This is a genomic window from Marinomonas sp. MED121, from assembly GCF_000153025.1.
Lineage (GTDB): Bacteria > Pseudomonadota > Gammaproteobacteria > Pseudomonadales > Marinomonadaceae > Marinomonas.
Genome location: NZ_CH672434.1, coordinates 64,060 through 81,434 on the forward strand (window position 1 = coordinate 64,060; position 17,375 = coordinate 81,434).

The following is a 17,375-nucleotide window of genomic DNA, read 5'->3' on the forward strand; positions in this document are numbered from 1 at the left end:
TCAAAAGCTTGATCGCCAGCCACGCGGGGAAGTCGTTTTTGGCTTTCAAAGCTTTTTTAAGGGGCGCTTTTTAACGCGAAATATTAAAAAGAACCGGATAAGGCTAGGCGCAGCTCTCTGCCCACATGAATGGCTTGATTAGAATCATCCAGTACCATACGGTCATTTAAGTTAATGATATTGGCGCGCACTTCTAAGTGATCATTTATGGATTTAACCAAACCTAAATCTAGGGTGCTGTAACCTGCGATTTCTTCGCTATTCTCATCATCCGTATATTGCGAGCTCACACCTTGCAAAGACACTGACACATTGGCATCAATCAGATTAACCAACTGGGTGTACTTGATATTGGCAACATGCTGAGGACGTTTAGCGATTTGATTACCGTCATTATCACTGCCATCTTTGTTGATCGCATCGGTATAGGTGTAGTTAAAAGAGACCTGTGAATCTGATGCCAGATCCCAGGTTAGTTCGGTTTCAAGCCCTCGTATTTGGGCTTCTTCCACATTCGAGTAAAGGTTATCAAACACGGAAGCACTGTCATCAACATCCACAGTGGTAATAAGATTATCAACATCCGAATTAAAAAGTGTGAAAGAGGCAAATAGCTCGTCACCACCATAACTCATGCTAAATTCAGTGGTTTTACTTTCTTCAGGTTTAAGGTCGTCATTACCGCGATAGGTTCTAGTAGGCCCAGCTGAGACAACATAGTCAGAAGAACCTTCACGTACCGCAGGCGCAATACGTCCTTCAGAGTAACCCAGCTTCAACCCCCATTCGTCATTGAGCGTATTTGCCCAATACAATTTAGGGCTAAAAGCGGCACCATATTTATTATGATCTTCAAAGGAGAAACCTAGGGTAATCGAATTATTATCATTTAAATCAATGACATCCTGCCCATAAAGGTTGCTTGATTTAAAGGTGTCTGAGAAATCTAAACTCTCTCTTTCAACCGATTCTTCACGGTAACTGATGCCCCCACTTAAATAATGGTCTTTAGCTATTTCACCATCGATATCAAAGCCAAGATTCTTATCTTCAATGACCCATTGAGTACCATCATCGTCCACGTTATCACGGGCCCCAGAAAGGCTTGCACCTAGATTAAAATCATCCAACTTACCGCTATAATCAAGAGACACTAAAGTCTTTTCTTGGTCTAAAATATCTGAGTCCGACTCAGCAGATTCTTCGCCGTACAAAAGACCGACTTCTAGTCTTTCTTCCTCAGAAAAATTAATCCCTAATTTCGCTTGGGAATTGACCAGCTCACGCTCAGCTTGAATGGAATTGCCATCATGGAAAATCTCATCTTCTTCCTGCTTATCGTGACTCAAGCTGATATCAAAAGTGTCATTAATTTTACCTGAGGTTGCTAAATTAATGCCTTGAGCATTGGCACTTTCGCCTTGGAACTCAGCGCCGGATAAGGTCACACTCGAACGCCACTTATCACCGGCTTTCTTAGTGATAATATTGATCACACCTGATAAGGCATCAGCCCCATAAAGACTGGATGCAGCACCACGAATGACTTCAATACGCTCAATATTTTCTACCGATACCCAGTTAGATCGATTGGCAGGGCTAGAAGAGATATTACGCTCTGCATTGGGAACACGCTTACCATCGATTAAGATCAGGCCATATTCACCCGCCATGCCACGAATACGAATTTCATCTTTTGCATTACCAGAGCCAGCTCCCACCATTACACCGGGTAAACCATTTAGGGCTTCGGCAACACTGGTTGCACCTGATAATTTAATCTCTTCTGCGCTAATCACACTGACAGAACCCGAGAATTCTTCAGCAACAATTGGGGCTTTAGCCGACACTAAAATGGTATCAGTCATTTCAACAGCGTTAATAGTGGAAGTGTTAGCCAGCACAACTGCGCCGGCCAATAATTTAGCCTTGTTTCTCATTTCGAATACAACCTATTAATGGTTAAGTTATTGCGCACATTGCGCGTTAGCCAACACCTAGCTCAAACCGACTGTGATAAATCGATTTAAGTTGCGCTAACTGGCTGCCGAATGAGGTGGCTATCTTAGGCAAGATAAAGGGGTTATTTAATGTGTTAGCAGCGTCACTGCCCTAGTGATTTTATTTCGTTAAAATCAGCTTTCCATTGCGGGTAATGCGTAAAGTGTAATGCTGCTCGTTATGAATAATCGTGAGCTCATTTTTACCTTGCATTAGTTTTTCCGTCGATACACACACCGTTATATCGTTAAGGGTGGTTTTTATTGAAGACATTATTAAATCGCCAATCTTTAGTTGATAATGATAACGATTCGCATTTAATCATTATTTTTGATCGAACGCAAACATTTTGTAAACAAAATGAATCTGATTCAGTAAATTGATTCGTAATAGTCAGAAAGCAGCCACCAAAGAACAGGATTTAGTATTGATATTCGCCTGTATTTTTAATCATAAAAAAGGCCACCCTCCATAGGAAGATGGCCATCTTTGAACCGCTTCTTGAATGCCGCTGTGATGAAGTGGCTTTAATTAATCGTAAATTAAAGCTAAACAGTGAAAGTCGCGTATCCCATAGGATTGATGACGGGGCTCTTTAGTTAAGACTTTTAACCAAGACCTTTAACCAAGATTTTTTATTACGACTTTTAATTAAGGCTTTTTATTAAGGCTTTTTAATTAAGACTTTTTATTATGAAAGGGCCACCGCATCATCCCCAGCGGGAATAGAAAACGGGCTACTTGCATCCGTTACCGCCGTGTAGATTGCGCTGACTACATCCTGTAATTCTGTTACTTTACCGCCGGCATTTTGCACAAAGCTCTTCATCACCTGCTCCACAAAAGGCTGATAGGCTTGTGGTGATTCATTTTGCCCTTCCATATTAGCAAAAGCATTTTTCCCAAAACTGGTACTTGGTGATTGACCAGGCAGTACCAAACGAGTTCTTATACCAAGAGGCGCAAGCTCTAAAGATAAACATTCAGTATAAGCATTAACCGCAGCTTTACTTGCCGTGTATACCGCCAAAAGGGGCAAAGGTTTCATGGTCACACTGGACGATACATTCACAATGACACCTTCCCCTTGTTGCCTCATTTTAGGTAACAGCGCTCGTATCATTTCAAACACAGCAAAGGTATTGGTTTCAAAAATACGGCGCACATTCTCATCGGACGTCCCTTCAAAAGGAGACAACCAACCTATTCCCGCATTGTTTACCAATGCATCAATCGTCCCGACAGACTCAACCAGATTGGCAATACTGGTTGCATCAGTCACATCTAGCTCAAGCAGTTCAAGTCGCCCTTGCGCTCCAGACTTGTCTTTTAGCGCCTCTTTAAATATGCCTTCGTCTAGGTTTCGCATAGTCGCAATGACATGCCAGCCTTTATCTAAAAAGTGATACGCGCTTTCATAGCCAAAACCTGATGAGCAACCTGTGATAAGAATCGTTTTCATAATAAAGTCTCCTATAGTTTGAATCATCTATAGTGACAGACCATGAAAAACTTAAAATAATCATAAGTCCTTATATGTTTATTAATCGTCCTAATTAGTATCTTTTGGTTTCCTCTCCTATTATGCTTTAAGCTCAAACTAACCGAATTGAAAAATGATGATTGACCCATTATCTCAGATCATTGCCCTACTCAACCCAGAGGTTACGCACTCCAAGCTGGTGCATGCCTCTGCCGCATTTGAGGTGAGTCGAAGTGATAGCAATGACGCATTTTATTGTCTCATTTTATCAGGCAAAGCCTACCTCAATATCAAGCATGCAACCCAGCTAACCCTTAATGAAGGTGATTTTGTTTTAATACCCGCACTGGGCAGTTTCACTTTTTCAAGCGATCAAACGACCACCAAAGAGATGCAAAATAAACCCCAATTTGGCGATGATGGCATTTATCGTTTTGGGCCCATTTCAGAAACACCCAAGATACAAGCCTTAGTGGGCCATTCAAAATTTACCAGTGTAGATAAACAGCTACTTGTCTCTTTGTTACCCAGTTATGTGCTTATTCAAAAAGAGGCCAGATTAACTAAAATTGCCTCCTTGCTTCTAGAAGAAACGCAAGCAAATAGAGCCGCAAAAGACGCCATCATAGAGCATTTATTACAAGTGCTTATGATTGAAGCTTTTCGCTCTTCAACCCAGGCAGATACAGTAACATCCCTATTAGCGGGACTGGCTGATGCTCGTATCAATCCTGCCATTCGAGCCATTCATGACACGCCCCATCATCCCTGGTCTGTCACACAATTAGCAGACCAAGCAAGATTGTCACGCTCCGCCTTTTATTCCCGCTTTAACCGTATTATGGGGGTGACTCCCATGGCTTATTTATTAAATTGGCGAATGACCTTGGCAAAACACATGCTAAACCAAGGGAATATGAGAGTATCAGAGATAGCAGATAAGGTTGGTTATGGCTCAAGCTCCGCCTTTAGTTCTGCCTTTACCCGCCATGTGGGCCAGTCACCGGGCAGTTATGCGCTATGGCAAGATCAGTCTTTATTAGGGGCGTCAAACTAGCTTAAAATATGCCGTTCAGAACAGCTTATTAATGACGTCAGTTTAAAAAGGATTTTAATGAAACGGCTATCTAAGCGAGCGACTAAACGGTTTTCTTGGCCAATTTTCACCCTATTAAGTCTCAATGGCATCACGATTTTAGGTAATGCGCTGACAGAAGTTGCCATACCTTGGTTAATCCTAGAAATATCGGATAGCCCAGGATTAGTCGCTGCCGTTATGTCTGCCAAGATATTACCGATTATTCTCTCAACCTTTTTTAGTGCTCCTTTAGTCGACAATTTAGTCGACAAGTCGGCGGCTTTAAAACATCTATCATTGCCGATTTTGTTAACTTTTTAAGCGTCTTACTTATCCCCCATTTTCATGGCTGCCACCGTCTTTGCAGGATTAACGATCTTTTACTCTTGGCTAAAAGAGCCTAAAAGAATGTCTAAAAAAAGCCTAAAAAATACATATAAAAGCCTAATAAAAAGACACTAAGAAGGACAACTCAGTGCCTTACAGTCAGACTCAGGACAAGCTTTTAAAGTGCTCTAATAAATGGTGTTCACCATAAGCAGGTGCCACCATATCTTGGCCTGACACAGTTAAAAAAAACTCCGCTGGACCGCCGAATTTTTCCGGTAGTCGTTTTGCGATAGCCAAGGCTAATCGTCTCATCCAATCGGGTAAATGCAGTAGTTTTTCAGGCTTATCCATGGCCTTAAAGGCTAATTGGGCCAGCTCCTTTATGCTGAACACGTCAGGGCCGCCTATGGCGAATTCCCGCTTATCTTGGAGAGGTCGCCAAGTTTGCTTTACTTTAATCTCTTTACCCTTGCCTATCTTATCCATGGATGGCGAGCCTAGCTCAGCAATGTCTAAACAAAAACGTGCAAGATCTTCCCCATGGATAGGGTTCACCTTCACTTCCCCCCATCCAAATAAATAAGCACGCCCTGCTTTTGCCATAGCATAAAAGGCTTCAATATCAGAAAAGAAACCGTTCGGGCGTATCACGCAAGGGGCTAACATTTGGGATGAAAGAAGGCGCTGGGCAAACTGCTCTTTGGCGTATAACATGCGCACAGATTGGTGATTAGGCGCATTAAAGGCAGAAATATAAATAAATTTCTTTACCCCCGACCTTTCCGCCTCTTCAAGCAGGTTTATATTGGCTTGATAATCCACATCCATGTAATTAAGCCCATCTTTTTGACGGGTAATCCCCACACAAGAAATCACCACATCTATCCCATGACAGCAACCAGCTAAACTGATTGGGTCTGTCACTTGCGCCAGTCTTATTTGCTGAGTCTCAAGGCCCATACTCTCTAATTTTTTGATTGAACGCCCCATAGCAATAAAAGGCCCGTTTTGCTTTAGTAGCCTTTGCACTAGGTAACGCCCCAAATAGCCTGTCGCCCCTGCAAGTAGTATCTTTGTTTGCATTATTTAACCCTCAATCCTTTTCAGCTATTTCGTTTAGTTTTCACGCTCAATGTTATTAAGAAGGATATTTATTCATTCAATTCATGCTCGGGTCGATATGGCTCTTCCCTTAAAATATGACTAATCAGCAGCTTCAAATAGAAAATAGGCAAAAACCACTCTAGACCAACTGCCGTCTCAAACACATATAGGCTCAAAAGGAGACTCACTGAATATAAAATCAGCGCGATTGGTCGTTGCAAATAAAGCGGCATCAGCAAAGTAATAGCCGCAGCAAACACCATATATCCACCCACACTAGCAACCCAAACAAGGTTAAACCCTAAGAAAAACCAGCTAAACACGCCCAGTTGAATAAAATGCAATCCAATAAAGCCCATGTGTTGTTTAAAGCCTTCACCCTCACGGTGATACCAACGCTTAGCACTTGAGGTTGCATTAGTAATCACCCCACCAGCCATATCCATTGCCAGTAAACTTGCCACAACATACTGGCCAAGACTCCAGCCAAGTTCGGCCTTAACGGCATAAAACACCAATAAACCTGCCGCTAACAAAGGTAAATATGATTGCAAATGTTTCTCAGCAGGGGTGGCGCCTGGCCCAATAAACTTATCCAGTGACCCTTTAAAACCGGTACGACTAGGTGGAAGCTGCCAATCAATTTTCATATCACCGCCTTCATCAACTAACTGATTAATGACAAAAATAGTGTTTTACCTTTGCCTTTAGATGGAATCTAAAACCGTCAAACTGGGTTAAATAATTTATTTAGAACACTTGGTCTTTTTAAAATAACCAAAAGACGCCTTAATATCAATGTTTTTAGACCAAGTGGACTATTAAATTATTTTACCCCATTATTAGCGTTATTATTTTTCAGGGTTTGCCCGTTAACATGATGGTTTTTTTATACAGATTCTGTTTAACTTTGCAGCCCGTCCAGAAACCGCTTTAAACGGTGCTTGATTGTGTTTTAGCCAAAGGAAGTGTCATGCCAAAAATTGTCGACCATGAAAAAAAACGTGAAGAAATTGCCCTTAAAGCGGCAGACGTTTTTCTTGAGCTGGGATACAAGAACTTAGGCATGAGAGAGCTTTGCCAGCAACTAGAGATGAGTAAAAGCGCTATCTATCACTACTTTAAAAGTAAGGATGACATTTTTAAGGCGGCCACTGAGGCCATGGTGGGATTCGATAGTATGGCCCTTAGCGATTGTCCTTTGGCAGAAGACGCCAGTGACGATGAGCGCATAGAAAGCTTTTACCAAATGTATCAACTCTTAGCCCCACGACACTTTCAAGAAACCAAGGTCGTTATGGAATACATAGATGTGATTAAGATTGAAAATATAGCCCAAGATACTTGTATGAAGATGGCTAATGAGAAATACAAAAACATCTTAGCCACCTATGTTCACAAAACGTCAGCCGAACAGCTTTACACCCTGCTCTTAGGGCTACTTAACCAACAGCTAGTACAAGGAAAACCTTTCAGTAAAGACTATATTTCAAAGCTCGTTCGAAAACACTTGGATTAACTCAAGGTCATTTAATTCGCTCTGGCAAAACCTGCTCCACTGGCTAAATACACCCCTAAGGTCACCATAAAAATACCGACCCAATCGATTAAAGTCGGCCACTCTCCCAGTACAGGGATTGCAATAAAAGCAGCAAACACCGGCACTAACGCACCAAAAGCAGCCCCCCTTGATGCCCCTAAAATAGCAATTGCTTTGCCAAAAAGATAAAGCGCCAATATGGTGGCTACCACCCCCTGAAAGCCGGCTTGAATTAATACCGCGTCCATGGGTAATTGAAGAATCGTCAATCCATTTAGATAAAAATAAATAGGGGTAAACAGCAAGAAAGAACACACTGACACTATTGCAGCACCGTGCAATGCATCCAATTTAGAATGACGTAAAACACTGGTATATGAGGACCACATAAATGAGGCAGTCAGCATTAGGATATGACCAATAAAATAGCTCGTCTTAGCCAGTAAAGAGCTCAATCCGACAATGGTAATTAAGCCAATCAAAATAAAGCAATAACCTAATTTACGTTGCTTATTAAAGGTTTCCTTAAGAAAAAACATCGAAATCAAAGCCACAAAAAGCGGCATTACCCCTGCGATTAATACGCCAGCATGTGAAGCAGGCGCAAAATTAACCGCCGATGCCGCAACCAGTGCATAGGAGGCGCCCGCCCCCACAATTAAAATAATAAAGGGTATAAGACCCAGCTGTTTAAAAGCGAAACCTCGTTTGAGAATGACAGGTAATAGCAAGACGCCCGCCACACCAAAACGCAAAAAAGTAATGTCGAAAACAGACAGGCCCATGGTCGCACCTAACCGAGTCACTGAGATCCAACTCGCCCAAATACATATCGTCCCCAAAGCACACAAAACACCGACTAAGACTTTAACCCTAATATTACTGCTGGCTGTTAATGTTTGATCCATCGTTTTAACTCCCTTAAATCATTTAAGGCAATATTAATGGCTAAATTGACATTAATAAAATGATGTTTATTATTTGATATATGAAAAAAAATAATATCAACGTTATGATGCTGAGAACCTTAATTTCTTTACGTGAAACGAAAAGCATCAGTCGAACGGCAGAACAATTAAATGTCACTCAATCGGCCATTAGTCATACGGTTCGCGCCCTAGAAGCCGCGATCAATACACCTGTGCTTGTACGCGAACCAAGAGGGGTTACTCTCACAGCGGCTGGAATAAGCGCTTGTGAGTCAGCCGGTATTGCGCTTGATTCAATTGACAATATTCTTAACCTTTCTGACTCCAGCGTATCCGGTGTAGTCACACTCGCCAGCATCGTCAGTGCCTCCAGAGTGATAGTGCCTGATGTGTTAACACATTTGAGTCGAGCCTATCCTAAGCTTGATGTTGAATTACTCATTGGCACAGATGAAGAAGTGAAAGAATGGGTGACGCTGGGGATTGCAGATATCGGTATTGCCTTTGATTTTGACGCTAACGAGACAGACATACTTTACACAGATGAATTCTACCTTGTCTGTGCTTATCACCAGCCAAATCCAGCCAAGGTTACGCTTGATGCACTGAGTGAAAAAGCATTTATTATGTCTGCCGCAGGCTGTGAAACCCCCATTCAAAGACTTTTCAAACAAGCAGGCCTCACACCCAAGGTCAAAACAAGCGTATCGGATATGAATGCATTATTTGCCATAGTCAGCGCAGGTTATGGCATCTCGATTGTCCCAGGTATTGCTTTCCCGAGTCATTGGCGACAGCTTGTGATAAGAAAGTCCCTCACGCCACAGCTCAGTTATAACTTATGTTTAATTAGTGCCAATCAAAAAGGGGAAGAGAGAGCAAGTAATGCTGAACTCACCGACATACTCGCTCAGGCTGTCAAGCAGTCAGCGGCGTCAAATAAGAACACCATCACCTGTTAACAACAGATTGAATACCTTATTGCATAATGATGAGGATAATTTGTGAGAACCAAAAGCGTGTTCTCATGCAAACTAGCCAGAATGCAGAGCGACCTGAAACAGGCCGCTCAATCAATAAGTTAAGAGACTTAACTTAAATTGACGTCCCCAACTCATCCCAAATTGTCATACCAGACCAATCCGTTAAGAACTGATAAGGGTATTCAGGTAAACCAGGGGCTGACACCTTAGTCAGTGCATTAATCTCTTTGCTCTCTAATACTAAGCGAATGGAGTTAAGGTTATCTTCTAACTGTTCTATGGTTCTTGCGCCTAATAATAAGGTGCTCACTGCAGGACGAGATAGTAACCAAGTTAAAGCCACATGAGACATAGGTATTTGATGTTGTGTCGCAATAGATTCCAGTGTATCTAACACTTGGTAATTTTTATCGGTATTACGCTTATCATAGGCTTCAACACCTCGCTTTGGGTTCTCACCTAATCGAGTACTGCCAGTTGGCGCAGCCTGACGGTTATATTTGCCTGTTAGCCAGCCGCCACCAAGAGGTGACCAAGGCGCTAGTCCAATGCCATTTTCAAGACAGCAAGGCAGTACTTCTATCTCAATACCACGATCCAATAAGTTATATTGAGGTTGAACCGATACCGGTCTCGACACACCGAGCTTATCGCAAGTAGAGACTATTTTTTGAATCTGCCAACCAGATACATTAGACCAAGCGATATGGTGAATCTTACCCATTCGAATAAGATCCCCCAGAGTATTAACCGTCTCTTCTATGTCTGTTTGAGTATCCCAACCATGCATGTAATAGACATCAATTGACTCTAACTGAAGGCGTTTAAGGCTCGCCTCAACCGATTTCACTATGGCACGACGTGAGCCACCATAACTGCCTGCAGGCGGTGCAAAACGCCCCTTGGTTGCCAGTATCATTTGCCCCAGACCGCCGCGTTGTTTAATCCAACGCCCAATTATTTCTTCTGAAAGACCCGCTGAATACACATCGGCCGTATCGATAAAGGTACCGCCATAGTCAGCAAAACAATCTAATTGGCGAAAGGCGTCAACCTCATTAGTTTCTGCGCCAAATGTCATTGTCCCAAGGGCAAGCCTGGAAACAATGGGCCCATTTTGACCCAGTTGTTGATACGGCATATGAGTGTTGTTTGATGCTGTCATATTTTATTCTCCCTGATAAAAATAAAGACTTGCTAGCTAACTAAAATTTTATAAACAGCAAATGAGAAGTGACTGCTCTCTTCTTCTCATCAAAAATAAGAAAGGAAATTCACCTTAATAAGGTCGCTTCTCTAGAGGTTATAAAGTTAAAATTTATAAGTAATAGAAAGTTATGAGCAATAGAAAGTTATGGACTAAAATTATGGGCTAAAGATAGCGTTAAACGACCTGATTAAGACACTAGAAAATGAGCGCAAGCTAGCGGCTAAATAGAATGTCTTGTTATCAATATTAAAAGATTAATTAGGCACAGGTAACCGGCCTAGAATCTTAAATATGGCTTAATTTTCTTAACGTTTCTAAAACAAATAATTAAATTAGATTAATAACTTAAAGACTTTATTTGATTTTTAATGACGTAAAAGAAATGAGAAACTCGAAGAATAGAAACTAGAAAAATAGAAAGCAAAAAATGAAGGTTAACCGCGCTGATTAGGAGCTTAAATGATAATAGGTTTTTCATCATTTAAGCCCCTAAAAGCAGCACACACAAATGGCTAGAACTGTTAATTAAGCCTTAAGCGCCATATCGGCCATTTTCATCACGCTTTCAAATGATTGGGCACCACCGATAAAGCAACCATTGTGACAGAACATAGCATCTTCTATACCAGTGACCTCTTGTAGCTCTTTACCGGCTAAACCTGCCCAAGGGCTAGGTAACGATTTTCGATCTTCAAAAGAGCCAAGCTCAACCGGGACTGTCTGAATACGCCATTCTCCCGTGTCAGAAGGATAAACCACATACAAGGCTTCTTCAGATAATCTATGTACCGTTGTTTTCCAAGGGGTATATTGCTCAAGCACGATCAATCTTGGATCTTCTGCCTTTTCAATGGCTTTAGCGACAATCTCTTTCGCACTAATACCACCGGTTGCAGCCGCAATAAAACGCGTTAAAACACGAGAAGCGAAGCTTACAGCCTCTTCAAAGCAAGCGTCATAATCACTCTCTTCTTGCCAAGTTGGGTTAAACATAGAAATGGTTTGGCTAAGGCTAATGCCTTTAGAAACACCTTCAACATGGCCACAATCAACCGCATCGATGACAGAAACAAGACCCGTATCGACAGAGTGAGCCACTTCTTTGTTACCACCACAAATCTCGACACCGTATTTTTTCCAGATCAAACCAAAAGAAGAATAAGGGATGCCATTTTCACGCTCACCTGCTCCACCTCTTTGGTGATGATCAAAGCGACCAGCATCGGCATCATAAATACCGCCTACATCCAATACGATATCAGCTTGTTTGATAACCTCTAGATCACGAGTACGAACCAGATTAAAGCTAGAAAAAATTGTTTTCAGTGCCGCGACGCTAAAAACATCATCAGCATGAAAGTTACCATTGTGGGTTGCTATCGTAATATCAGTCATTGGAGTTGTATCTTGCCTGTTGCATAAGAGAGTAATACTAGGGATAAAGTGTTTAGAAGATATTAATTAAGGTTTATGTCATACAATCAACCTGAATTAACCTTGCCACTTAGAAGCCCCTAAAAAAGATACGGGGATTCTATAGCAAGATGGCTGACAAAAATAGCGGATTCAAATGACAAACTAGGATAATTGAATGAATGCTTATGTTTCTCCCAATCTCTGCTTGTTACCTAAAACCAAGAGAAACTAACCCAATCTAGCCTTTAGTTTAGCGAGCAATCGAGCTCGCCAATCAGCGTCAAAACCTCTGCCAGAGTCTCATCGGGTTTAGCACCTTCTGTATAGACAATATGTGTGGCAAGCTCATAATTCGATTTGTGTTCAATGAAGTGTCGGTTCAACTGTGCATCTTCATCTTTTTGATCGCCGTTTAAACACTTTAAGCACAGCGTTTTATCAGGAGAAGGCAATAATAAAATGACATATTTAAAAGACTTAAGTGCCGCTTTAGCTCGTTGCAAATAAGCATCATCTTCGTAAACAGAATGACCCGCACCAAAGTCAATGACACAATTGCTATGCTCTCCTAATAAGCGCTCAACTGCATGAATCTCAAACTGTTTCCAATAGCGATAGACGCCAAATGCAACTTCTGTTTGATCAAGCATTCTAGCATGCTTATGGTCATAGCCTATCTCTTTATAATAATCCCAACGAAACTCATCCATCGACTTTTGAGGCAGCTTTAGATGTGAAGCCAAGAGCTTACCTATCGTGCTTTTACCGACGCCCATAGGGCCAATCAATACGATATCTAGTTTGTTCAAAATCCCTTCTCCTTATTTTATGAAGACACAGCAGTTTTAATTCAAAAAGAATAATATTTATTCACGAACTAAAAACCAATATCATTTATATTTTGCAAACCTATGATTCAACAATATTAAAATTAAGAAATTCATTGCCCAAATGACTTATATAATTCTAACAATGCTATAGTACAAAAAATGAACAGAGCCACATAAATATAAGCAATAAACAACCATACTTTATGACGTTTTCTTTTTTCTTCGACAAAACCACATGCAGAGTGAAGGAAAAAAACATTAAATATTAAAACAATACACCAAGGAGCTAATAGAGACATTATTAGCCTTTCCGTTGGTGATATAAAATAAATCATAAAAAAACTAAAAATATTTATTCCAAAAAGAATAAAAAATATCAAATCTGGCTTTTTAGTCAAATTAGACATTTTTCAAGACTCCCTGAGGTGAGGTATAAACTACATAGGCAAATATCATGATTAAAATCATAGAAAAGTCATGAATACTGCTCAAAATAACACCAGCGATTGGAGTCCATTCCCATTGGCTCATATACACTGCAAAAAGTATATTTGAAGATAGCTTCGCAAGAATAAATATAAAAGCACCTCCAACTAATATGATCCATTGCTTTTCTCTAGTTGCTTTCCAGCTTGATACAAAAGATGTAACAGGACCTTCTCGCTCATAAATAAGAAAAAAACCAGCGTAAGAAGATCTGGCCAAGACAAAGAATGCAGGCAAAATCAGAAGAATGAACCCGCATGCTACTGAAAAAGAAATGATTGAAAAAAGTAAAATAGATGGAACCCAAATTAATAAAGATAACTTATAATGAGAAAACAAACTGTTTTTATTTATTGAAGTATCAGATGATATTGTGGATATAATTAATGACAAAATCATTGGAAAAACTAAAAAACTAAAAGTGTTAGCAAGTATAAATACGCCATTATCGCCAACATATTCAAAATGAATTCTTCCATAAATATAAATCACATTCACAAAAACAATGAACGGAAGAACGTTCTTTAATAACCTGCCAAAATTTCCGATAAAAAAATTCCAAGTAGTTTTAAAATGCAAAATTAGATTTTTCATATTTTCCTTTTCGTTAAATCCAAACGTTATATAGAAAAATTCTACGTAAAGATAAGATTTGATTTGTATGATAAAAAGGAAGGGGATCTGAAAAGAGTTTTGATTTTTAACAACACCCATCCTTGGTTTTTGTTGTCGCAAGATTCTACAGATTATTGTATAAATTTCTATAGCTACCTTGAGATAAAGTAGCGTTTTTACAATTGAAAAGATAACTAGGTAGTTTTAGAAGAAAACATAATAAACGCTTTAAAAAATAGATCTGAAACCTATCTCTAAATCAATGCAGCCATGGGGCGTTATGGCAATAATTTGATAAGAAGTCGATAAAGATACGTACCTTAGGAGGCACGTGTTCGCGATGAGGATACACGGCATATATGCCGCTCGGTTTAAGTTTGTAATCTGTTAATAATGGCTGTAATAAGCCTTTTTCAAAATCATTTTGCAAACAAAATTTGGTGAGTGCGGAAATGCCCTGCCCACTTTTTGATAACGCAATCACCGCAGCGACCGAGTTACTTTTTAACTGGCTGTGCATCTGTACACTCTGCTTCTGGCCTTTCTTTTCAAACTCCCAGGTGAGAGGTGAGCTAAAAAGAGACAAGCTGATCCAATCATGTTTTTGTAAGTCCTGTGGGGTTTTAGGCGTGCCTTTTTGCGCTAAATATTCAGGGCTAGCAAACACGCTAACCGGCGTTTCACATACCAACTTGGCCACCAGATTAGACTCTTGTAACCAGCCAATTCGAATCGCCAGATCAACCCCCTCTTCCACCATATTGATAATGCGATCTTCCAATAACAAATCGATTTTCAATAAGGGATACAAGGCTCGGACTTCTTTAATCACAGGTATTAGGTGCTCAGTACCAAAGCTAACGGGACAAGAAATTCTTAGGGTGCCAGTCGGTTGGTTTTGATACTCTTTCAGCTCGCTTAAAGCAATTTTCGTGCGATTAACAATTTCGGCACTATGTCGATAAAAAATCTCGCCCGCTTCCGTCAGGCTCAAACTGCGTGTCGTGCGATTAAGCAAACGCACCCCCACCTCTTTTTCTAACTGGACAATTTGTTTACTCACAGCAGATTTGGCCACCCCTAATTGCCGTGCTGCCTCAGAGAAACTCTTGGTTTCAACCACACGGGTAAACACACCAATGCGCCTTAACTCATCCATTTGACTTCATCCACTTAACTTCATGCACTTATCTTCATCCGCATAGTCTCAATCACTTTCGTTAACTCTCACTTCACTGTACACCAAAAGAGAACAAAGAAACCACTTTTACCTATCTAGTACAAATATTAGAAACAGATAAGCTAGCCCTATCACCTTATCCAATTAATGAAATGAACGACAAAAGCGTTCACAGGAGTATCTATGAGTCACCTTAATACCTTGTTTCACTCTGTTGATCTTGGGGCCAATTTAACCCTAAAAAACCGTATTATCATGGCGCCTCTCACACGTTCTATGGCAGATGACGAGCTAGTCCCCACCGAAGCCATGGCGGCTTATTATGGCCGTCGTGCCGATGCGGGATTAATCATCAGTGAGGCAACCTTAGTATCACAAGACGGTCAGGGTTATCCCAATACACCAGGGCTTTATACTCAAGCTCAGGTTGATGGCTGGAAGAAAGTTACCCAACGAGTACATCAAAATGGCGGCAAGATTTTTGCGCAAATTTGGCACACAGGCCGTGTTTCTCATTCAATTTATCATAATGGTGTTTTGCCTATGGCACCCTCAGCGGTGCCTATCGTGGGCCACGGCCATGTACCACGAACTGATAAATTGGAATACGAAACACCTCGTGTCATAACAAAAGAGGAAATTAAACGTGTTCAAAACCAGTTCGCTATCGCGGCTAAAAATGCCATAGAAGCAGGATTTGACGGGGTTGAAATTCACGGCGCCAATAGCTACCTCATTGATGAATTTCTTCACTGGGATACCAACCGTCGTGAAGATGAATATGGTGGCACAGTCGAAAACATGACTCGCTTTTTATTTGAGATTCTCGATCAAGTCAAAGCAGCGATTCCAGAGGGAAAAATTGGTTTGCGCCTTTCGCCACAGGCTTACATTAACTTAGAACACGATGATCGCGACAAGCAGGTGTTTGATTACTTACTGCCGCTGCTCAATCAATACGATTTAGCATACGTTCATACGGGTATGTTTTTTGATGAGCCCTACGAGCATTTAGGCGGAACAGTGACTCAGTACATTCGTCAACATTATCGCGGCACGCTCATCGCATCCGGCGGTTACAGTGTAAAAAGTGGTGCTGCCGCCATTGAAAATGGGGATGCAGACCTGATTGCAATTGGCCGACCTTTTATTGCCAACCCAGACTTTGTTGAAAAGGTAAAACAGGATAAAACCTTAGTTGAATATAATAACGACATGTTGAATGAGCTTTACTAAGGCATTGTGCCCAATTAAAAGCATCATTTAGAAAAACGATGAAAGGCACCCAACTAGAATTTAGCCGTTTTAGTTTGGGTGTTTTTATGAAATAACTTTAATTTATAGAAGCTGTAAGCATCGCCTAATTAGCCAAGACCGCATAAGAAAAACATAATATAAGCAGATTTAGCACGCATCTATGTTAAGCTCGCCCCAATATAAATTCGATCGAATTACAAACGCACTTTTAAAAGGGTTCCTTAGCACTAAAACAACCCTTTTTAACTTAAATCTAGCGCTGTTTAAATCATCACAAAGGTCAGTTATGAACAAACCCTACTCCCAAGCCTCTGAGAATAATAAAGAACCTATTCGCCAGATACTCGCGCCCTATATCAAAGAAGGTGGCATTCTCTTAGAAATAGGCAGTGGCACAGGGCAACATGGTGAGCACATAACACAGCACTACCCTGATCTTGCGTGGCAAACAAGCGACCAAACCGCTTATCTTGACGGCATTAACCTCTGGGTAGCGGATGCACAACGCGATAACTTCAAAGCACCACTCGAACTTGAAGTTAGCACGGCGAAATGGACCCATGAGAAAGTCGACTTTCTTTATTCTGCCAATACCGCTCACATTATGTCTTGGGAAGAAGTGGAGAAGTTCTTTGAATTTGTGCCTAACGTACTCAAAGAAGGGGGTTATTTCTTCCTTTATGGCCCATTTAACTATCAAGGCCAATTTACCAGTGAGAGTAATGCCCGTTTTAATGACTGGTTAAAAGAACAAGCTCCGCACCGTGCCATTCGAGACTTCGAAACCGTCAATAAATTAGCCTGTGAGCAAGAGTTAGAACTGATTGCAGACAACCCAATGCCAGCCAACAACCGTTTATTAGTTTGGCGAGTGAGTGCGAAGTAGTATTTTATTGGAACGAAAGTAACCAATAAAATAAGGCAGGCACTGTC

18 protein-coding genes are annotated in these 17,375 nt (G+C 40.9%); 6 read left to right on the forward strand and 12 right to left on the reverse strand.

Features of this window, described 5'->3' with window-relative positions; genetic code table 11:
- Positions 1-83 precede the first annotated feature (83 nt).
- The 3 genes from MED121_RS21315 to MED121_RS21320 all read right to left on the reverse strand — a co-directional run bounded on the left by MED121_RS21315 (position 84) and on the right by MED121_RS21320 (position 3,463).
- Entirely contained in the window at positions 84-1,940 is a 1,857-nt protein-coding gene (locus tag MED121_RS21315) for a TonB-dependent receptor (RefSeq protein ID WP_009836020.1), read from the reverse strand.
- A gap of 181 nt (positions 1,941-2,121) precedes the next feature.
- Positions 2,122-2,274: a hemin uptake protein HemP gene (locus tag MED121_RS24770; protein ID WP_083789437.1), complete on the reverse strand. Its 153-nt coding sequence runs from the start codon at positions 2,272-2,274 to the stop codon at positions 2,122-2,124.
- Positions 2,275-2,692: 418 nt separating this feature from the next.
- Entirely contained in the window at positions 2,693-3,463 is a 771-nt protein-coding gene (locus tag MED121_RS21320; RefSeq protein WP_036181481.1) for an SDR family oxidoreductase, read from the reverse strand.
- Positions 3,464-3,617: 154 nt separating this feature from the next.
- Here MED121_RS21320 and MED121_RS21325 point away from each other — a divergent pair, with 154 nt between their 5' ends.
- Complete coding sequence (locus tag MED121_RS21325; RefSeq protein ID WP_009836017.1) at positions 3,618-4,541, forward strand: AraC family transcriptional regulator; 924 nt, start codon at positions 3,618-3,620, stop codon at positions 4,539-4,541.
- A 57-nt stretch (positions 4,542-4,598) separates the two neighbouring features.
- A complete protein-coding gene (locus MED121_RS21330) occupies positions 4,599-4,883 on the forward strand; it encodes an MFS transporter (RefSeq protein WP_036181485.1) in 285 nt (94 codons plus the stop codon).
- A 171-nt stretch (positions 4,884-5,054) separates the two neighbouring features.
- Here MED121_RS21330 and MED121_RS21335 read toward each other — a convergent pair whose 3' ends face one another.
- Positions 5,055-5,975: an SDR family oxidoreductase gene (locus tag MED121_RS21335; protein ID WP_009836014.1), complete on the reverse strand. Its 921-nt coding sequence runs from the start codon at positions 5,973-5,975 to the stop codon at positions 5,055-5,057.
- Between the two features lie 68 nt (positions 5,976-6,043).
- A complete protein-coding gene (locus tag MED121_RS21340; protein WP_009836013.1) occupies positions 6,044-6,646 on the reverse strand; it encodes a hypothetical protein in 603 nt (200 codons plus the stop codon).
- Between the two features lie 323 nt (positions 6,647-6,969).
- Between MED121_RS21340 and MED121_RS21345 the strand changes: the two genes are divergently transcribed.
- Positions 6,970-7,515: a TetR/AcrR family transcriptional regulator gene (locus tag MED121_RS21345; protein ID WP_036181486.1), complete on the forward strand. Its 546-nt coding sequence runs from the start codon at positions 6,970-6,972 to the stop codon at positions 7,513-7,515.
- Between the two features lie 11 nt (positions 7,516-7,526).
- Here the strand turns inward: MED121_RS21345 and MED121_RS21350 are convergent, their stop codons facing one another.
- On the reverse strand, positions 7,527-8,444 hold the full coding sequence (locus MED121_RS21350) for a DMT family transporter (protein ID WP_009836011.1): 918 nt from the start codon (positions 8,442-8,444) through the stop codon (positions 7,527-7,529).
- An 80-nt stretch (positions 8,445-8,524) separates the two neighbouring features.
- Between MED121_RS21350 and MED121_RS21355 the strand changes: the two genes are divergently transcribed.
- A complete protein-coding gene (locus tag MED121_RS21355) occupies positions 8,525-9,427 on the forward strand; it encodes a LysR family transcriptional regulator (RefSeq protein WP_009836010.1) in 903 nt (300 codons plus the stop codon).
- 133 nt (positions 9,428-9,560) lie between these two features.
- Here MED121_RS21355 and MED121_RS21360 read toward each other — a convergent pair whose 3' ends face one another.
- The 6 genes from MED121_RS21360 to MED121_RS21385 form a co-directional block, all read right to left on the reverse strand.
- Positions 9,561-10,613 (reverse strand): aldo/keto reductase, encoded by a 1,053-nt coding sequence (locus MED121_RS21360; protein ID WP_207382852.1) that lies wholly within the window; start codon positions 10,611-10,613, stop codon positions 9,561-9,563.
- A gap of 570 nt (positions 10,614-11,183) precedes the next feature.
- Positions 11,184-12,053, reverse strand: coding sequence for an MYG1 family protein (locus MED121_RS21365; protein WP_009836007.1), 870 nt, complete (start codon positions 12,051-12,053; stop codon positions 11,184-11,186).
- Positions 12,054-12,319: 266 nt separating this feature from the next.
- Positions 12,320-12,883, reverse strand: a complete 564-nt coding sequence (locus MED121_RS21370) for a shikimate kinase (RefSeq protein ID WP_207382853.1) — start codon at positions 12,881-12,883, stop codon at positions 12,320-12,322.
- A gap of 131 nt (positions 12,884-13,014) precedes the next feature.
- Entirely contained in the window at positions 13,015-13,311 is a 297-nt protein-coding gene (locus MED121_RS21375) for a hypothetical protein (protein WP_009836005.1), read from the reverse strand.
- Positions 13,304-13,984: a hypothetical protein gene (locus MED121_RS21380; protein ID WP_036181489.1), complete on the reverse strand. Its 681-nt coding sequence runs from the start codon at positions 13,982-13,984 to the stop codon at positions 13,304-13,306. Before MED121_RS21380 ends, MED121_RS21375 begins: the two co-directional genes overlap by 8 nt.
- A gap of 280 nt (positions 13,985-14,264) precedes the next feature.
- On the reverse strand, positions 14,265-15,164 hold the full coding sequence (locus MED121_RS21385) for a LysR family transcriptional regulator (protein WP_009836003.1): 900 nt from the start codon (positions 15,162-15,164) through the stop codon (positions 14,265-14,267).
- Between the two features lie 204 nt (positions 15,165-15,368).
- Here MED121_RS21385 and MED121_RS21390 point away from each other — a divergent pair, with 204 nt between their 5' ends.
- Entirely contained in the window at positions 15,369-16,421 is a 1,053-nt protein-coding gene (locus MED121_RS21390) for an alkene reductase (RefSeq protein WP_009836002.1), read from the forward strand.
- Positions 16,422-16,728: 307 nt separating this feature from the next.
- Positions 16,729-17,328 (forward strand): DUF938 domain-containing protein, encoded by a 600-nt coding sequence (locus MED121_RS21395; RefSeq protein WP_036181583.1) that lies wholly within the window; start codon positions 16,729-16,731, stop codon positions 17,326-17,328.
- The last annotated feature ends 47 nt before the right edge of the window (positions 17,329-17,375 follow it).

Excerpts from the sequence above, each read along its gene's own strand:
- MED121_RS21340 (WP_009836013.1), bottom strand. The coding sequence starts at position 6,646 with ATGAAAATTGATTGGCAGCTTCCACCTAGTCGTACCGGTTTTAAAGGG.
- MED121_RS21365 (WP_009836007.1), bottom strand. The coding sequence starts at position 12,053 with ATGACTGATATTACGATAGCAACCCACAATGGTAACTTTCATGCTGAT.
- MED121_RS21345 (WP_036181486.1), top strand. The coding sequence starts at position 6,970 with ATGCCAAAAATTGTCGACCATGAAAAAAAACGTGAAGAAATTGCCCTT.
- MED121_RS21375 (WP_009836005.1), bottom strand. The coding sequence starts at position 13,311 with ATGTCTAATTTGACTAAAAAGCCAGATTTGATATTTTTTATTCTTTTT.
- MED121_RS21395 (WP_036181583.1), top strand. The coding sequence starts at position 16,729 with ATGAACAAACCCTACTCCCAAGCCTCTGAGAATAATAAAGAACCTATT.
- MED121_RS21390 (WP_009836002.1), top strand. The coding sequence starts at position 15,369 with ATGAGTCACCTTAATACCTTGTTTCACTCTGTTGATCTTGGGGCCAAT.
- MED121_RS21315 (WP_009836020.1), bottom strand. The coding sequence starts at position 1,940 with ATGAGAAACAAGGCTAAATTATTGGCCGGCGCAGTTGTGCTGGCTAAC.
- MED121_RS21355 (WP_009836010.1), top strand. The coding sequence starts at position 8,525 with ATGAAAAAAAATAATATCAACGTTATGATGCTGAGAACCTTAATTTCT.
- MED121_RS21385 (WP_009836003.1), bottom strand. The coding sequence starts at position 15,164 with ATGGATGAGTTAAGGCGCATTGGTGTGTTTACCCGTGTGGTTGAAACC.
- MED121_RS21350 (WP_009836011.1), bottom strand. The coding sequence starts at position 8,444 with ATGGATCAAACATTAACAGCCAGCAGTAATATTAGGGTTAAAGTCTTA.
- MED121_RS21325 (WP_009836017.1), top strand. The coding sequence starts at position 3,618 with ATGATGATTGACCCATTATCTCAGATCATTGCCCTACTCAACCCAGAG.
- MED121_RS21330 (WP_036181485.1), top strand. The coding sequence starts at position 4,599 with ATGAAACGGCTATCTAAGCGAGCGACTAAACGGTTTTCTTGGCCAATT.
- MED121_RS21320 (WP_036181481.1), bottom strand. The coding sequence starts at position 3,463 with ATGAAAACGATTCTTATCACAGGTTGCTCATCAGGTTTTGGCTATGAA.
- MED121_RS21335 (WP_009836014.1), bottom strand. The coding sequence starts at position 5,975 with ATGCAAACAAAGATACTACTTGCAGGGGCGACAGGCTATTTGGGGCGT.
- MED121_RS24770 (WP_083789437.1), bottom strand. The coding sequence starts at position 2,274 with ATGTCTTCAATAAAAACCACCCTTAACGATATAACGGTGTGTGTATCG.
- MED121_RS21380 (WP_036181489.1), bottom strand. The coding sequence starts at position 13,984 with ATGAAAAATCTAATTTTGCATTTTAAAACTACTTGGAATTTTTTTATC.
- MED121_RS21360 (WP_207382852.1), bottom strand. The coding sequence starts at position 10,613 with ATGACAGCATCAAACAACACTCATATGCCGTATCAACAACTGGGTCAA.